The organism is Halalkalibacter alkaliphilus, from assembly GCF_023555415.1.
Taxonomy (GTDB): Bacteria; Bacillota; Bacilli; order Bacillales; family Bacillaceae_D; genus Halalkalibacter; species Halalkalibacter alkaliphilus.
In genome coordinates, this window is the sequence record NZ_JAKRYL010000005.1 from 116,217 (window position 1) to 132,391 (window position 16,175).

The window sequence follows — 16,175 nt, forward strand, 5'->3', positions numbered from 1 at the left end:
ATCACACCACAAAACTACCAAATATTACAAATTTCTTTTCATTCTTTGACATTATTCTGTTACGAAACTGTAATATTCGACACTTCTTTCTTATGATAGACTAACAGAGTACATACCCGTAATAAATTGATATAAAACATACATATTGTAGAAATTTAGGAGTGATTTTCTTGTTTAGTAGAATAATGATGACTCTGCTTGCCGTCATTTTACTAGTTACATTGTATCCTAGTAATCAGGTAAGTGCGTCGTCAACAGCAGACAAAGTCGTTGCAGCTGCCAAAGCACAAATCGGAGTTCCTTACAGATGGGGAGGAACAACACCAAGTGGTTTTGATTGTTCTGGATTTATGCGTTACGTTTATGATCAAGTTGGAATTTCGCTTCCACGTACAACTGCAGAACAATATCGTGTTGGGCAAAACGTTTCTAAATCGAACCTAAGACCTGGTGATCTAGTATTCTTTGAAACATATCAACCAGGAGCCTCACACTCTGGTGTATACATAGGTAACAATCAATTTGTACATGCATCCTCTTCCAATGGAGTGAGTACTTCTTCCATTAATGATCCTCATTATTGGGGTCCTCGTTATTTAGGGGCTAAACGAGTGATTGAAGAAAAACAGCCAACTGTTCAAGAAGCAAAGCCTGTTTCATTGCCAGCAGGTCAATATCATGATGTCGATAACTCTTTTTGGGCACATGACATGATTAAAAGACTTGGAGAAGCCGGAATCATTAATGGTTATAATGACTTTACTTTTAAGCCAAACAATGAAATTACTCGCTCTCAAGTTGCTCGATTATTAGCAAGAGCATTAGACTTAAAACCAACGAATTACTCTGGTGACTTTAATGACGTTCATTCTAATACAAGTGGCTATGAAGAAATTCAAGCAGTAGTTGATGCGGGACTATTCAAAGGTGACTCAAACGGTAACTTCCGTCCTAATGATCCATTTACTAGAGCTCATATAGCAATTGTATTTGATCGAGCATTTGATTTGCCTGAAGCTGTGACAGCTGCTGGTTTTACTGATGTTCCTTCATCATCAAATGCGTATGATGCTATCCAAAGATTAGCAGCAAGCGGGATTACAACTGGGCATAATGACAATACATTTAGACCAAATAACTCAACAACGAGAGCTCAGCTTGCCGTGTTCTTACACCGCGCATTATATGAATAATTCATTCTAAAATGATAGGTTTCTCATAACCTATCATTTTTTATTTCCAACGATACTCTCTTCAAATTTTTTGAAGTTTTAGGTATGATAGTAAAAGAGTCATCGTTACAAACGAATACGGGGAGGCTATTCATGAAGGCAAAACCATTTATACTCTTAATGTTAAGTCTAGTTCTTTTACTAGGACTTGACCATGCAAAAGAAGTAGAAGAATACATTATTACATTTAACGATCACATAGATGAAGCAGTTTTAGAAAATGCACATATTGAGATAATTGAGAGCTTTGATTTATTTCCAGGTGTCGTTGTCCAAACGAGCCGTGACCAGCTTGATCAACTAATCTTACATTCTAGTATCCATACAGTTGAACCAAACATCCAATTAACATCAACTTCTTCCTCCTCAAAAAATTGGGGAATTGAACATTTAAATATCCCTCAGTCTTGGGATTCTGGTTATTCTGGAAAAGGAGTCAAAATCGCTGTCATCGATAGCGGCATTGCAACGAATCACTCTGCTCTTAAAGTGACAGGTGGGGTATCCATGGTTAATTATACAAACTCTTACAACGATGATTTTGGACATGGCACTCATGCAGCAGGAATTATTGCTTCCACTGCAAGTAAGGCTCCTGGTGTTGCTCAAGGAGTTCAATTATATGCTGTCAAAACATTGGATCGAAATGGTATGGGACGGCTGAATGATACGATTCGAGGGATTGAGTGGGCTGTTAATAATGGAATGGATATTATTAACTTAAGCTTAGGTACCGATGAATCACATACAGCATTAAGGTCCGCAGTGGACGAAGCTCATGAACGCGGTGTAATCATTGTCGCTGCTGCGGGTAACAAGCATAGCAACTTTGATAAGCCTATGCCTGTACAGTACCCTGCTCGATATGGAAGTGTTATTGCCGTATCTGCTCTTGATAAAAATAACAAGATTGCTAGGTTTTCTGCAACAGGCGCAGCCATTGAATTAACAGCACCTGGTGTAGATATTTACAGCACATATTTAAATAATGGTTATACACATATGGATGGGACGTCCATGTCTTCCCCATTCGTCGCTGGTGTCATTGCACTTTATAAAGAAGCGTACCCTAACGCTTCTAATATTGAAATTCGCAGGCTCGTCAGGAACAATGCACTTGATTTAGGAGCACAAGGACGTGACGAATTATTTGGCTTTGGACTCGTCCAGCCACCTATTAAGAAAGGTTCTACTGATCCTACTTTGCATTCTTTCAAAGATGTAAGCATAAATTCATGGGCAGCTGAACATATTAGCTACTTATTTGAAAGAAACATTATTACAGGATATGACAACAACCAATACTTCAAACCTCTAGATAACGTGCGACGTGGACAAGCGGTTGCGATGATCGGTCGTTCCAGTAATTGGGATGGTACGCAAAGAAGTACAAAATTCCCTGATGTAAGACAAGACTACTTCGCCTCAGGCTATGTCCTAGAAGCTATAAATAGAGGAGTTATATCAGGCTACTCAGATGGAACATTTGGACCTAATAACTTTATGACACGTGGACAAATGGTCAAGATTATTGGAAAAGCCTACAATTTAGAAGGTGACTATGAGAACACGTTCTCTGATGTAAGTGAAACAACAACAGGAGCAGAAGCGCTTCCTATATTAGTTGAGCTTGGCATTGTCGGTGGATATCCCGACGGAACGTTTCAACCAAATAAGCCAATTTCACGAATGCAATTTGCTGTTATTATGGCAAGATTACTGAACGAGGAGTTAAGGTTATAAAAAATGCTAGAGGCGGTGTAACGTCTCTAGCATTTTTTATATACTTCCTCCGTCCTTAAAAATAAATAGGGCTTTTTGCTTAGTTTTCTAGTAAACTATTACTGTCAAATAACAACAGGAGTTGATGAAAGACTTATGAACGGCAAAAGACTCGCCCTTTTTATTATTCTCTTATCACTTTTCTCATTTTCTACTAGTATTGAAGCATCAACCATTGTTAACCCTAAGCAAAAATACTCTTATTCTCAAATGGAAAAAGACATTAAAAATCTTGCGAAAAAATACCCTGATTTAATTCAATACGAGGTCATTGGGAAAAGTGAGTACGGACGAAATATTTATGCAGTCGCATTAGGGAAAGGAAACTCAACTGTTTTTATTAATGGTTCTCATCATGCAAGAGAATGGCTTTCAACGAATTTGAATATGCATATGCTTGAACAGTATGCACGCGCCTACAAAAGTAACAGCACAATGGGTGGTTATCGCGTAAGGACCGTCTTAAACGAAACAACGATGTGGTTTGTGCCAATGGTCAATCCAGATGGTGTTCAGCTGCAGCAATTTGGCCTTTCCGCTTTTCCATCAAAAGATCATGCAAGTATCATTCAAATGAATGACGGCAGCCGTGACTTTAAAAGATGGAAAGCTAATGCCAAAGGTGTCGACCTAAATCGCCAATACGATGCCGATTGGCGGAACATAAAGAACGACCCAGGAAAGCCTAAATTTGCAAACTATAAAGGAACTAGGCCGCATTCAGCTAGTGAAACTAAAGCAATTGTTGACTTTACATATCGAATTGATCCCGAAATGACGGTTAGTTATCATTCGAGTGGAGAAATTTTATTCTGGAACTTTCATCAAACAGGAAGCCGTTATAACCGCGATTTAGCTTATGCAAAACAAATAGGAAAGCTAACAGGCTACCGCTTAATTTATCCAGGACCTAACCCTTCAGGTGGAGGAATGACCGATTGGTTTATTCAAGAGTTTAAACGTCCAGGTTTTACTCCTGAACTCGGCAGATACCCTGGACAAACGAATTTACCGATTTCAGAGTTTGATCGAGTTTGGAAGCAGAATCGCTATGTCGGATTATATGTTGCTTATGAAGGGCATAAACTTTATTTAAACCGTTTATCCACTGTTGCCGAAAACGAAGTAAGCAAAGCAGAAAGAGAAGCAAATAGATTAACAGAGTTTTATATTATCACCTCACCTAAAAATGTAAGACTTACACCTGAATTTGAAAGACAATACGACAAAACACGGGATGCGATTTCAAACGCAGCAAGTACTGTTCGACAGTTACCAAATAACGCTGTGAAACGCAACCTGCAACAACGCTTAGAACGAACAATTGAACTTCGCAGACGTGCCACACTAGTAATGCGAGCAATGAATCGTGGCGAATTGTTAACGGAACGTAATGTTGAACTAAACCAATCCATTGACAAAAACACGTTAAACGATAAGACTATTGCGGCTTTAGAAAGCGTGAAACATGAGCTTCAAAGAACGGAAGCTGCGATTGAAAATGTAGTAGGTGTTGGAAATCGCCGTGTGATCTCACAAGCATATGCCGTTCCAGCTAAAGAAACCATTGCATTAATAGATGGTGCTGTAACTAAATACCTAGCCTTAAATGAAGTCGAAATCACACTAACGAAAGACGGACCTGAGAAAGCAAGCACACAATTGAAAAAAGCAGCGTCTATCCAAATAAGCAACTCCTCTCGTATGAAAGAGATTGCGAAACAATTGACTCAAAGAGAAAATGAGTTACATGCTAAAATTGAGAAGGCACAATCCAATAATACAAAAGAAGAAACACCAGCTAAACAAGAGGAAGTGCCACCAAAACAAGAGGAAAAACCTAAAGAACTAGACAATCCATCAAATAAATCTGGTTTCACTGATGTAAGAGATGGGCATCCAAGTATAGAAGAAATTGTATGGTTATCTAACCGCAATATTATTAACGGGTATTCAGATGGCACGTTTAAACCTAGTAATCATATCACTAGAAGACAAGCAGCATTAATGATTGCACGAGCTTTCGAGCTTGATCTAGAGAAGCGGCCAAATACTAATTTTACTGATGTTGCAACAACATTAAATGGCTATGAAGAAATCGCTGCGGTAATCGATGAAGGACTATTTGCAGAGTTTGTTAAGGGAGATCAGTTTGGTCCAAATCAACCATTAACACGAGCAGAAATGGCAACTATTCTAACAAATGCCTATCAGTTAAGCTCTACTTCGACTCTATCTCATATAACAGATATTCAGTCTCATTGGGCTGAAGCTCACATCACTACTTTAGTCGAACATAACATTACAACAGGATTTACTGATCATACCTTCCGTCCTGAGTCACCATTAACACGGGCTCACTTCTCCGTCTTTATGGCAAGGACAGAAGAACCAACGTTTCGACCTTAATACAAAAGAGCAGGCGCTCAGGAGCAGCCTGCTCTTTTGTATGCTATTCTCCTATAAACCCATCGAGATAACTGATCAGTTCCTTCCAATAAAAAAGCGCCTAATCAAGGCGCTTTTTCAGTAGAGCTTCTATTAGCAACGTTTTTTATCGTCTACAAAAGCAGCTCCAACAATAATTAATAGAATGAACAGAACAACGATTAACGCAAATCCCGTTCCAGGGCGATGATACGCACCTGCCACCTGTGGACCATAACCGCAGCCATATCCGTATCCATAGTAGCTCATCTTTTCCCCTCCTTCCACCAGTTATGCTATATTGTATGTCCAAAAAAAAAATTCGTTTAGGTGATGGTCACAGGGTAAGAGAATTTTTACAAAAACTCATCCTGCTAAAGACAAGCACTCCCTCCTTCCTTGTACATAAATTAGTAAAGAAAGGAGGATGAAGCATGAGTAGTTGGATTTTCTTAATGCTAGCATGTATTTTAGCAGGGTTCGCTTTATTAAACTTACCATTATCAGGTACGTTTTTAGCTGGAATTGACCCAATTACAACAGTGATTGGTCTCCTAGCTGTATTGGTCTTCTCACTTTATCTCATTATTAAAGGCGTACTGTTTATTTTTCGAAAGCTTTAACGAAAGGGGGCTCACAAGGGCTGTTTTTGGAAGCCACTGAAAAAGGTACGGTTTTGACCTTTTTCAGTGGCTTCCTGTATTTGACCTTTTGAGACCCGCCTATTCCTTTTTCAACTAGTTACAGTTAAACCCTCTGCCTGCTCATTTCAAAAAATTTTATCCATGCCTCTAAACGTTTTCTCACTCTCACTTATATATACAAAGTGAGAGGAGGTGATACGATGCTAGTCGATTCTCGTTTGATTCTAAGTTTAGAAAACGGTCAAGACAACGAGGGCAACCCAATTCGAAGAACGAAGAGCTTCAACAACGTCAAACCAACAGCAACCGACCAACAGCTTACATCGGTTGCAACAGTGTTAGCTCCTCTTCAAGAGTGGGATTTAGTCTCTGTTGACCGTACGAACATTCACAGCTTGATGTAATGAATTGAAAAATGAGTAGAAAGGAGGAATTCCTTTGAGCAAACGACTTGAGTTAGTATTTGAAAATGAAATGGGTGGAAATGTCACTCTTTCTCTAGACAACCCTGTCTACCCAGCGAACGCCGCTGCTGTTAGTTCAGCGATGGATACGATTGTCGCACAAAATGCGTTTGTATCATCTGGCGGAGACATTGTCGCTAAGAAATCCGCGAGAATTGTTGATCGTACTGTTGAAGATATTGAAATTTAATGAGTAAGGAGAGGGAGGAACTTGTATCCTCCCTCTTTTTTTGAAAGGAGGACAACCCTATGGAGGCATGGCTGCCAGTTTTAAGTGAGTTTGGCTTTCCGGTCATTGTGACTCTCTACCTTCTTCACCGGATAGAGAACAAGCTCGACCTTGTTAACCAATCGATTTTAAAACTGCCAGAAAACTTGTATCAACAAACATATCGGGGTGTGGAGCAGAAGAAGATGATAGAGTAGCAGATAGAGGTGCCTCAAATCTGCAGTTCTACTGAATACTGAATTCGCTCGATGAGGAACTTTTCTTTGCTCTGTTTTGACGGCTTGGGTCTTCATCTCTTTGATGAAGACCTTTTCCTTGCTCTGTTTTAGTCGTTTGGGTCGTCATCTACTCTATGATGACCTTTTCCTGCTCTGTTTCGGTTGTTTGGGCTTTCATCCTCTCGATGACGACCTTTTCCTGCTCTGATTGGTCGTTTTGGCTTCATCCTCTCGATGACGACCTTTTCCTTGCTCTATTTGGGTCGTTTGAGTTTTCATCTCCTCCATGACGACCTTTTCCTTCCTCTATTTCAGACAAGAGGCTCTTCATCCTCTTTATGCTAAAGAGCACGTTCAACCGTTGTCAAACTGACTCTCTTATCCACTCTACTCCTCTTTCTACTAAAAAAGTTAATGAACTAACACCCAAGCGTTAGCTCATTAACTTGATCAATCATAATGATTCAATAAAACGTAGGAATGCAGCTGTTCCTTCATCATTTCGTTTGAACACGCCAGCATGCTCTAAGATCGTTGCAAATACTTTTCCTACTTCATCTTGTAGAATTGATGTCACATTCTCTTCCGACAACTCTGGGTGAGCCGCCTTAATTTTCAAAGCCCAATCAAGATGCTTCGCAATCCCCTCGCTGCGAGAAATGACCGCCTCCGCATTATCTGTTGACAGCACATTCGCAAGCTCCTCTAACTCTTCTTTCAAACGTCCCGGAAGCACAGCAAGACCCATCACTTCAATTAAGCCAATGTTCTCTTTTTTAATATGATGTACTTCCGCATGTGGATGGAAAAGACCATCTGGATGCTCATCTGTTGTGCGGTTGTTGCGCAACACTAAATCAATCTCAAATAATTCCCCGCGTCTGCGCGCAATTGGCGTGATCGTGTTATGAGGTGTATCACCTGTAAACGCATGAATGTCCGCATTGCGATCTTCATACTGTTTCCACTGAGCTAGTACGTAATCCGCTGCCTCAACGAGAGATTCACGTGACTCTCCTTGAAGGCGAACAACCGACATCGGCCATTTCACAATCCCTGCTTGAACGTCTGGGAATTTTGCTACCGTAAAAGAATGTTCAATCGGCGCCTGGGCCATCGGGAAGTCATGGCTCCCACCCTGGAAATGATCATGACTTAAAATCGATCCTCCGACAATCGGCAAATCTGCGTTCGAACCAAGGAAATAATGCGGAAACTGCTCCACAAACTCTAGCAACCTTGCAAATGTTTTTCGAGAGATTTTCATCGGTTCATGCTCGCCTAAAAAGACAATTGCATGCTCGTTGTAATAAACATATGGTGAGAATTGCAAGTACCATTGTTCCTCTGTTAACGTCAGCGGAATCACTCGTAAGTTTTGACGAGCAGGATGATTTACCCTTCCAGCAAAACCGACATTTTCCTTACATAGTAAGCACTCCGGATACGAGGTCGATGCAAGCTGCTTTGCTGCCGCAATCGCCTTCGGATCCTTTTCTGGCTTAGATAGATTAATGGTAATTTCCATATCGCCGTATTCGGTTGGTGCATACCAATGCTCATTTTTTGCAATTCGGTCTGTTCGAATGTAATGAACATCTTTTGAAAATTGATAAAAAGCTTTTGTTGCATCCGTTGGGCTGTTCGCCTCATAACGCTCATAAAAATCTTTAACAACCTCTGAAGGACGCGCTGTTAAACAGCCCATGATTTTTGTGTCTAGTAGATCACGATACGTAACGGTATTTTCTTCAAGAATGTTATGTTCTGCCGCCCAATCTACTATTTCGCTTAAGATCTCAACAGGCGTCTCTAGCTCTTCGTCACTTACTTGAACTGGCTCTGCGTCATCGATTCCTAATACTTGAAAGATTTGATTTCGGCTATAATCGAGGTCCCACTTTGTAATAAGACCTTTTTGTAATCCGTAATGTAGGAGTCGTTCAATTTGTTCATGAATGTGTACACCCATTGTCTGACATCCTTTCTATCGTTTATTCACTGCGATCTCTTTATCGTAGCCTGTTGGATTAGCCACATGCCACTTCCAAGCGTGCTCAACGATCGTTTTCAACTCTGGATAACGTGGTTGCCACCCTAGCTCTTGATTCGCTTGTTCTGCTGATGCAATGAGGGTTGCAGGATCTCCGGCTCTTCGTTCTGAGACAACAGCTGGAATCTCGTGTCCTGTTACTTCTCGACACGTCTCGATCACTTCTTTTACGGTAAAACCTTTCCCATTTCCTAAGTTGTAAATCGATGTGGTGTTGTCACGACGTAATTTTTCTAATGCTAAATAATGAGCTTCTGCTAAGTCCATGACGTGGATATAGTCGCGGATGCAGCTTCCATCTTTTGTATCATAATCTTCACCGAAAATTTGTACCTGTTCACGCTGCCCTAATGCGACTTGCAAAACGATTGGTATCAAGTGAGATTCAGGCGTATGGTCTTCCCCAATACGGCCATCTGGATCGGCTCCTGCTGCGTTAAAATAACGTAAGCAAACCGACTTTAATCCGTATGCTGCGTCACACCAGCGGAACATTTTCTCCATCGCAAGCTTCGTTTCTCCGTAAGGATTCGTTGGAATCGTCGGATCCGTTTCTTTAATTGGGATGTTTTTCGGCTCTCCATATGTCGCAGCTGTTGATGAGAAAACAATATGCTTTACTTCATGTTTCACCATTTGCTTCACAAGCGTGTGAGAGCCAATCACATTGTTTTCATAATAATCTAGTGGTTTCTCCACACTTTCTCCGACTAAGGATGAAGCAGCAAAATGAACTACAGCTTCAATGGTATGTTTTTGAAAAATATCACTAAGAAGTGCTTCATCATGAATCGATCCTTGATAAAACGTAACTCCATCTAAAAGAGCTTGCTTATGGCCTTTTTCCAAACTGTCTAACACTACAACATCCTCGCCCTTATCTAGAAAATAAAGGACCGTATGGCTTCCAATATATCCAGCTCCACCTGTAATTAAAACACTCATTATTTTTGCACCTCCAATTGACGTTCATGAACACCGTTTCCGGCTTCGCAAATATAAAAGGTTGGTGTTAACCCTGTTTCCTTTTCATACTCTTTTGTCACTTGCTCTTTAAATGTATCAACCGCTTCCGCTTTGACAACACTTACTGTACATCCACCAAATCCAGCTCCCGTCATACGTGTACCGACACAACCTTCTACTTTTCTTTGTGCTTCAAATAAGGCGTCAAGTTCTTTTCCTGTTACCTCATAATCTTCTCTTAACGAAAGATGAGAACCGATCATTAGCTTACCAAAAATAGCTAGATCCCCGTTTTGCAACGCTTCTTTCGCACCGTTTGTACGCTTATTTTCTGTTACCACATGCTTCGCACGACGGTAAAGCAGGTCATCTTGGATTAGTGCTTCCATTTCCGGTAGGTCTTCGCTCGTTAGATCACTTAATGTTTGTGTGTCAGACTTTTTCGTTTGGATTCTTCGTAAAGCTTCCTCACATTGTGCTCTACGCTCGTTGTATTTTGAATCCGCAAGACCTCTGCGTTTGTTTGTATTCGTAATAACGATTTTGTGGCCATGAAGCTCTAGAGGAACATCCTCAGCGTGCATCGTCATCGTATTTAAATAAATCGCATGCTTTTCTTTGCAAAGGCCAACAGCATATTGATCCATAATGCCACTATTAACGCCGATAAAATTATTTTCCATGCGCTGACAAAGCTTCGCTAAATCTACTCGTGAAATCGACGCATTGGCTAACTCTGCTAAGCCATACGCTGTTACCATTCCGATTGAAGCTGAAGAAGAAAGCCCTGCGCCATTTGGGATTGTTCCTTCATATAGGATGTCTGCTCCCTTTAAGACAACGCCTTCTTTTACGAGCTCTTTAATGATTCCTTTTGGGTAGTTGCCCCAGTCATCATTTTCTTCGTACGTTAATTCATCCAACGTAAAAGAAACTCGTTGTTTGAAATTCGTACTCGCTAAGTGGAACGTTCCATCCTCTCGCTCACGAACGACCATTTCCGTTCCAATCGTCAGCGCTGCAGGAAAAACATATCCGCCATTGTAATCTGTATGTTCTCCAATTAAATTCACACGCCCTGGAGCAAAGAACAAGCGCTTTTCCTTATCTGATGCAGGAAACAGCTGATCAAACTTCTCTAAAAGACTCGTTGTATTCCACATATGTGCACACCTCATTTTATTGATTTTCTATTAAAGATAAACTTAGTTAATTAATTTAATTAATTAAGATTGTATCATACTTTTAATAAAATAAAACCCTTTTATCAAAAGTATTTTGCAAACGCTTAATCAATGTGGAACTTGTGGACTAAAAAGGTCCTTTAACACGAGCGTTGCCGCACCTATTACCGTTCCGTCATCGCCTAATTTTGATTGGATGATTTCCGTCTCACGTGCTTGAGATGTCAGCGCTCTTTGCTTAACAACCTCACGTAACGGCCCTAACACAAAGTCACCGGCTTTTGAAACGCCTCCCCCAACGATAATTCGAGTTGGGTTAATTAAATTGATCAGATTCGTAACTCCTACCCCAATCGATCGCCCTGTTTCAGCTAAAAGTTGGATCGAAAACTCATCGCCCTCTTGTGCACATTGATAAATGAGCGCACCATTGATTGCATCGGGGTTGTGATCGGCTTTTTCTAACAGCTTTGTGTTCCTCTCAGACTGCAAAGCACGCTCCCTTAGGACACCTCCACCCGCAATCGTCTGTAAACATCCGTAACTGCCACAAGAACATCGACTTCCGTTAATATCGACAATAATATGACCAAACTCACCAGCAATGCCATTTTGCCCATGAAACAGTTCATTGTTAAAAATGATCCCTGCACCAATTCCGACACCGATGTTAATACAAATGACATTATCAATTCCTTGGCCATTTCCAAACCACGCTTCTCCTAACGCCAAAGCACGTACATCGTTCTCAACGAAGGTCGGTATTTGAAAATGCTGTTCGACTGTATCTTTTATTGGAATCTCACTCAATTGAAAGTTTGGTGCAAAGACAGCGATGCCTTTCGTATGGTCCACAATCCCGTGCATCCCAATGCCAATTCCAATCACTTTTTCCTTTGTTACCTTTGATTTTTTAATGACTGCATCAACAGCTGCTGTGATCGCCTCAAGCAACAGATCGTTCGTTAACTGCTTTGGGAGTTCTACCTCACACTTTGCTTGAATCGCTGCATTAAGATTCGTCACAACAGCACGAACGATATGCCCTCCTACATCAATTCCAACAATAAATGAGTGCTGATCATTGATCGTTAAAAGGATCGGTTTGCGACCTCCCTGAGACGTGCCAACCTTGCTTTCTCTTACTAAATTGGCTTCGATTAACTCAGCAACAATATTCGTAACCGTCGGTGGAGTCAATTTCGTTTTCTTTGCTATTTCAGCCCTAGAAATAGGGCTATGAAGTCTAATCGTATTTAAGATCGTCGACTTATTTAATGTTTTCATCCACTGAAAACTACCGGTCATTTGATTTCGCGACATCTATCGTCCCTCCTTCTCTCACCATTCTATTATAACTGTTTCGTTCCTAGTTAATAATCCCTAAATCTAGCAACCGGGAAATAGGGATTTATTTCCGGGGGTCAGACCCCTCTTTACTACGTTAAACCATTAAAACAAAAAAAGAGAACTGGTGTATTTCTCCAGCCCTCTTCATTTGATTATGTAATTTGATATTTTGGAAGATTCAATCAAGATCTCCCCTAACAATCCATCCCAAGAGGCAAACGAATATGAAACGTCGTCCCTTTCCCGACTTCACTTTCTACCTCTAATGCTCCTTGATGGTTATTTTTTATAATGTTTTTCGTTACCATCATTCCAAGACCCGTCCCGCCTTCTTTTGTCGTAAAGAACGGCTCTCCTATTTTTTCAAGCTTCTCTTTTGGAATTCCTGGACCATTATCGATGACCTGAATAAGAACATCTTTCTCATTTGTATCTACTTTCACAGTAATATTTCCGCCATTTACCATCGCTTCCATTGCATTTTTTATTAAGTTTAAAAAGGCTTGCTTGATTTGATGTTCGAGGCACGAAATAATTGCTTCGTTAGAGTTCCATTCTGTATCAATTCGAATATTTTTCAAAATAGCTTGCGGCTCCATGAGCATGACGACCTGCGTAATGAGCTCCTTTAAATCATGTTGAGTAAAATTAACGTCCTTAGGCTTTGAAAACATTAATAGTTCTTTAATAATTGTTTCAATCCGATTAAACTCTGAGTCCATGATGTCAAAATAATCTTCTCTTAATTGCTTGCTTTCTCTAATTAGCTGCACGAAGCCTTTTAAAGATGTAATGGGATTACGAATTTCATGAGCAATTCCAGCAGACATTTGTCCAACTAACGAGAGTTTCTCCCATTCAGCTAGCATTTGCTCTGTCTTCTTTTTCTCAGAGATATCCCTAAACGTAATGACGGTGCCAATAAACTTTCCCTTTTCCGTCATCGGATTCACTGTGTATTCAACAGGAAAAGAAGTACCATCTTTCCTCCAAAAGATATCATCTTCGACAAAGATACTTTCGCCACTATTTAAGGCATGGTAAACAGGACAATCAATTAGAGGAACGTGCTCCCCTTGCTGATTCGTATGATGGATTAAGTCATGGAGATTTTGCTTCTCAAAATCAGTGATTTGAAAACCTGTTAATTGTTCAGCTGCCTTATTCCAAAAAATGACGTTTGCATGTAAATCAATTCCATAGATTCCCTCTGCTACTGAATCCAATATGAGTTGATTCAGTTGATTCAACTTCTCTATCTCATTTTTCAGTTCACACTCTGATAGGTTCTGATTTATTGACATAATCGTATCCTTTTTTTCTTTTTATTATAAATGATAGATCACAAAAAGTCGAAACTAGCTTAGATTCGTAGTATGTTTACGAATTGAATTGATGTGGTAGGTAATATATATAACTCAAATAGGGGGTTATCTTATGCAAAGTCTCAAGAAGGAACGTGCTCTAGCAAAGGTTGATAAGGAAATTTTACTAGATGCTCGCAACAAAGCAATGAAACTCCAATTGGATGAGGAGTTTATTACATTGTTAAATCAAGAGCTTTATTTAAGAGAAAAAAAGACAACTGAATAACATTTATAAACAGATGAGAGCTTGGCATCAAACGTCAAAGCTCTCATTTTTTACGAATACATATCGAAATACCTTCACCAAACCGTCTATATTCTGTATAATTAATGTATGAAAGATGTTTAATGATTTATTTTTGTGGTATTCACCTATATGACTCAATACCAAGGGGGATATATGATGAAGAACACTTTCACAAACAAAGGGTTAGGAAGACTCGATCATGAGGTTCTTTTAGATACAAGACAGAAAGCCCTTACACTCCAACTAGACCCGAAATTTATTGAATTAATTGAGAAAGAAATAGAACTCAGAGAAAAGTTATCTTCAAATAAATCTACAGAGAGAAAGCAAGAATCTTAGTTAATACAGATTTTCGCTATAAATTTTTGTGGAAAAGCTCTAATCTGAAAAAAGCCAAATAAACTATATTATCCAGCTCATAAAGAGGTGATAATATGTTTCCTTGGCTTCAAGAAATGAGTCTTCATCCACATGTGCACCACAATCCAAGTCATCAAAGACACTGGAACCCTTCTTACCAAGATCACCTATTGTTACATTGGACTCCATGGAACCCTTGGTATCCACGTCGTCCATGGTGGTAGGTTTTACAAAGCAGGCTGTCTCAAAAGCCTGTGACAGAGATGACAATGGCTCCATTCGCTACTCGCCACGACTCTGCACATGAATTAAGGATTATCCCAAAGGTCAAAAATCAGACCTTTTTTGGGATAATCCCTTTTTTGGTTCAGTAGTTATGATTGTAGTAATCCGGGAACTGACCCGTACCTTGTCCGAACGCGTATCCATGATGCAAATGATACTCTTGATGATCCTTCTTTTTGGCGGGCTTTTGCTTAGGTAGCGCTTCTTGTTGTTGCTGATATTCGTGATGCCACTGCTGCTGAGGATATCCATAGTGGTACCCTGGATGATATCCAACATGCCCATACCCATAATGGCCTGGATAAAATCCCGGATGATGCCAAATGTGCCCATGTCCATACCGTGCGGGTGCAACTGGGCCAAACCCGTGAAATGCATTTACAAACATATCATCACCTTTTCCTTAGAGCTTATATATCCTATTGAACTAGGACGGGATAAGAGCTTATCCTTTTGGAAATTAGGCATTAGTAGATGGGCCAATTTGCCACTCTTGGTGATTCTACAACAATCTCAGAAACTCTAAAATACGGCTCGTAAACATTGTAAAACTCTACAAGAAGAATGTAGATGTCGTGGATTCGCTATACTTTTTTCGCAAATCGAATAAGATATAGAGACAATACCACCTCTCCAAAAAGGGGAGGCCACTGAAAAAGGTACGGTTTTGACCTTTTTCAATGGCCTTTTGGAGAGGTGTTTATATAGATCAATTAAGGGTATATAAAAAATAGATAACGAGCGCTCCTAATCAATTCAACAAAGGTGTGATTGGTATGGACAATAATAAAAATGAAACAAGACATTCTAATAATAAAAAGCCTTGGTACAATCAAGGCTGGATGTGGCTCATTGTAGCTGCAGTTGGGATTGGTGTTCTGTTTTTCGCTCTTTCCGGCTTAACAAATGAAGTTTCTAATATGAACGAGTCCATTCAAGACCAAACAAAGGCGATTGAAGAACAAACACAAGTAACAGAATCGATCAAAGAAAGCATGGATAACCTCATTACGACAATTCAAGATGCTGTAAATAGATTAACAGGAGCGAATAGTTAACGTTTAACCAAAATTGATCGGAAAACAGGAGTGGCATTAGATGCTTGCTCCTGTTTTTTTCTATGAGTCGGCATGATACTGTCTAAATTTGGAACCTTTTCTGTCCAAACAAACCGATTTACTATCCACTCCCCCAAAAATCCCCACGCAAAAAAAAGAGCATGTTCATCCCCATGCTCTTGCTCCTTCTTCACTTCTATCTATTTATTTTTGAAAAAACACCGTAAATGTCAAAGCAAGTAACGTGAAAATTCCCGGGTTTCTAAGTGTGTTCGTCATTTGAATAACCTCCTGAATGTTCATCTCTTT

Annotated in this window: 16 protein-coding genes; 10 read left to right on the forward strand and 6 right to left on the reverse strand. The window is 40.0% G+C overall.

Annotation, left to right across the window (positions count from 1 at the left end; translation table 11 throughout):
• Positions 1-170: 170 nt before the first annotated feature.
• From MF646_RS06540 to MF646_RS06550, 3 genes are all read left to right on the forward strand, one after another.
• Entirely contained in the window at positions 171-1,193 is a 1,023-nt protein-coding gene (locus tag MF646_RS06540; protein WP_250095691.1) for a C40 family peptidase, read from the forward strand.
• 132 nt (positions 1,194-1,325) lie between these two features.
• On the forward strand, positions 1,326-2,975 hold the full coding sequence (locus MF646_RS06545) for a S8 family peptidase (RefSeq protein ID WP_250095692.1): 1,650 nt from the start codon (positions 1,326-1,328) through the stop codon (positions 2,973-2,975).
• Between the two features lie 135 nt (positions 2,976-3,110).
• Entirely contained in the window at positions 3,111-5,423 is a 2,313-nt protein-coding gene (locus tag MF646_RS06550) for a M14 family zinc carboxypeptidase (RefSeq protein WP_250095693.1), read from the forward strand.
• A gap of 132 nt (positions 5,424-5,555) precedes the next feature.
• On the opposite strand, the gene MF646_RS06555 is transcribed toward MF646_RS06550, so the two are convergent.
• On the reverse strand, positions 5,556-5,711 hold the full coding sequence (locus MF646_RS06555) for a YjcZ family sporulation protein (RefSeq protein ID WP_250095694.1): 156 nt from the start codon (positions 5,709-5,711) through the stop codon (positions 5,556-5,558).
• Positions 5,712-5,875: 164 nt separating this feature from the next.
• On the opposite strand from MF646_RS06555, the gene MF646_RS06560 reads away from it, so the two are divergent.
• From MF646_RS06560 to MF646_RS06575, 4 genes are all read left to right on the forward strand, one after another.
• Complete coding sequence (locus MF646_RS06560; protein ID WP_250095695.1) at positions 5,876-6,064, forward strand: hypothetical protein; 189 nt, start codon at positions 5,876-5,878, stop codon at positions 6,062-6,064.
• A 221-nt stretch (positions 6,065-6,285) separates the two neighbouring features.
• Positions 6,286-6,489, forward strand: coding sequence for a DUF1659 domain-containing protein (locus tag MF646_RS06565; RefSeq protein ID WP_250095696.1), 204 nt, complete (start codon positions 6,286-6,288; stop codon positions 6,487-6,489).
• Positions 6,490-6,523: 34 nt separating this feature from the next.
• Positions 6,524-6,739 (forward strand): DUF2922 domain-containing protein, encoded by a 216-nt coding sequence (locus tag MF646_RS06570; protein WP_275980225.1) that lies wholly within the window; start codon positions 6,524-6,526, stop codon positions 6,737-6,739.
• A gap of 59 nt (positions 6,740-6,798) precedes the next feature.
• Positions 6,799-6,975 carry a YvrJ family protein gene (locus MF646_RS06575; protein ID WP_250095697.1) on the forward strand — a complete coding sequence of 59 codons (177 nt, stop codon included), beginning with the start codon at positions 6,799-6,801 and terminating at the stop codon, positions 6,973-6,975.
• Between the two features lie 475 nt (positions 6,976-7,450).
• Here the strand turns inward: MF646_RS06575 and galT are convergent, their stop codons facing one another.
• From galT to MF646_RS06600, 5 genes are all read right to left on the reverse strand, one after another.
• On the reverse strand, positions 7,451-8,968 hold the full coding sequence (gene galT / locus MF646_RS06580; protein WP_250095698.1) for a UDP-glucose--hexose-1-phosphate uridylyltransferase: 1,518 nt from the start codon (positions 8,966-8,968) through the stop codon (positions 7,451-7,453).
• A 15-nt stretch (positions 8,969-8,983) separates the two neighbouring features.
• The gene (galE, locus tag MF646_RS06585; RefSeq protein ID WP_250095699.1) at positions 8,984-9,994 is read right to left on the reverse strand and encodes a UDP-glucose 4-epimerase GalE; all 1,011 of its coding nucleotides are present in this window, start codon (positions 9,992-9,994) and stop codon (positions 8,984-8,986) included.
• Entirely contained in the window at positions 9,994-11,178 is a 1,185-nt protein-coding gene (locus MF646_RS06590; protein WP_250095700.1) for a galactokinase, read from the reverse strand. The genes galE and MF646_RS06590 overlap by 1 nt, the downstream gene beginning before the upstream one ends.
• A gap of 129 nt (positions 11,179-11,307) precedes the next feature.
• Entirely contained in the window at positions 11,308-12,522 is a 1,215-nt protein-coding gene (locus MF646_RS06595; protein WP_250095701.1) for an ROK family transcriptional regulator, read from the reverse strand.
• A gap of 221 nt (positions 12,523-12,743) precedes the next feature.
• Positions 12,744-13,853 carry an ATP-binding protein gene (locus tag MF646_RS06600; protein WP_250095702.1) on the reverse strand — a complete coding sequence of 370 codons (1,110 nt, stop codon included), beginning with the start codon at positions 13,851-13,853 and terminating at the stop codon, positions 12,744-12,746.
• A gap of 133 nt (positions 13,854-13,986) precedes the next feature.
• Between MF646_RS06600 and sda (MF646_RS06605) the strand changes: the two genes are divergently transcribed.
• From sda (MF646_RS06605) to MF646_RS06615, 3 genes are all read left to right on the forward strand, one after another.
• On the forward strand, positions 13,987-14,142 hold the full coding sequence (gene sda, locus MF646_RS06605) for a sporulation histidine kinase inhibitor Sda (RefSeq protein WP_250095703.1): 156 nt from the start codon (positions 13,987-13,989) through the stop codon (positions 14,140-14,142).
• A 177-nt stretch (positions 14,143-14,319) separates the two neighbouring features.
• The gene (gene sda, locus MF646_RS06610) at positions 14,320-14,502 is read left to right on the forward strand and encodes a sporulation histidine kinase inhibitor Sda (RefSeq protein ID WP_250095704.1); all 183 of its coding nucleotides are present in this window, start codon (positions 14,320-14,322) and stop codon (positions 14,500-14,502) included.
• 1,082 nt (positions 14,503-15,584) lie between these two features.
• Positions 15,585-15,866 (forward strand): hypothetical protein, encoded by a 282-nt coding sequence (locus MF646_RS06615; protein ID WP_250095705.1) that lies wholly within the window; start codon positions 15,585-15,587, stop codon positions 15,864-15,866.
• The last annotated feature ends 309 nt before the right edge of the window (positions 15,867-16,175 follow it).

Bases quoted from the DNA above. Each gene is read 5' to 3' on its own strand.
- MF646_RS06545 (WP_250095692.1), top strand. From the start codon at position 1,326: ATGAAGGCAAAACCATTTATACTCTTAATGTTAAGTCTAGTTCTTTTA.
- MF646_RS06550 (WP_250095693.1), top strand. From the start codon at position 3,111: ATGAACGGCAAAAGACTCGCCCTTTTTATTATTCTCTTATCACTTTTC.
- MF646_RS06555 (WP_250095694.1), bottom strand. From the start codon at position 5,711: ATGAGCTACTATGGATACGGATATGGCTGCGGTTATGGTCCACAGGTG.
- MF646_RS06560 (WP_250095695.1), top strand. From the start codon at position 5,876: ATGAGTAGTTGGATTTTCTTAATGCTAGCATGTATTTTAGCAGGGTTC.
- MF646_RS06565 (WP_250095696.1), top strand. From the start codon at position 6,286: ATGCTAGTCGATTCTCGTTTGATTCTAAGTTTAGAAAACGGTCAAGAC.
- MF646_RS06575 (WP_250095697.1), top strand. From the start codon at position 6,799: ATGGAGGCATGGCTGCCAGTTTTAAGTGAGTTTGGCTTTCCGGTCATT.
- galT (WP_250095698.1), bottom strand. From the start codon at position 8,968: ATGGGTGTACACATTCATGAACAAATTGAACGACTCCTACATTACGGA.
- galE (WP_250095699.1), bottom strand. From the start codon at position 9,994: ATGAGTGTTTTAATTACAGGTGGAGCTGGATATATTGGAAGCCATACG.
- MF646_RS06590 (WP_250095700.1), bottom strand. From the start codon at position 11,178: ATGTGGAATACAACGAGTCTTTTAGAGAAGTTTGATCAGCTGTTTCCT.
- MF646_RS06595 (WP_250095701.1), bottom strand. From the start codon at position 12,522: ATGTCGCGAAATCAAATGACCGGTAGTTTTCAGTGGATGAAAACATTA.
- MF646_RS06600 (WP_250095702.1), bottom strand. From the start codon at position 13,853: ATGTCAATAAATCAGAACCTATCAGAGTGTGAACTGAAAAATGAGATA.
- sda (WP_250095703.1), top strand. From the start codon at position 13,987: ATGCAAAGTCTCAAGAAGGAACGTGCTCTAGCAAAGGTTGATAAGGAA.
- sda (WP_250095704.1), top strand. From the start codon at position 14,320: ATGAAGAACACTTTCACAAACAAAGGGTTAGGAAGACTCGATCATGAG.
- MF646_RS06615 (WP_250095705.1), top strand. From the start codon at position 15,585: ATGGACAATAATAAAAATGAAACAAGACATTCTAATAATAAAAAGCCT.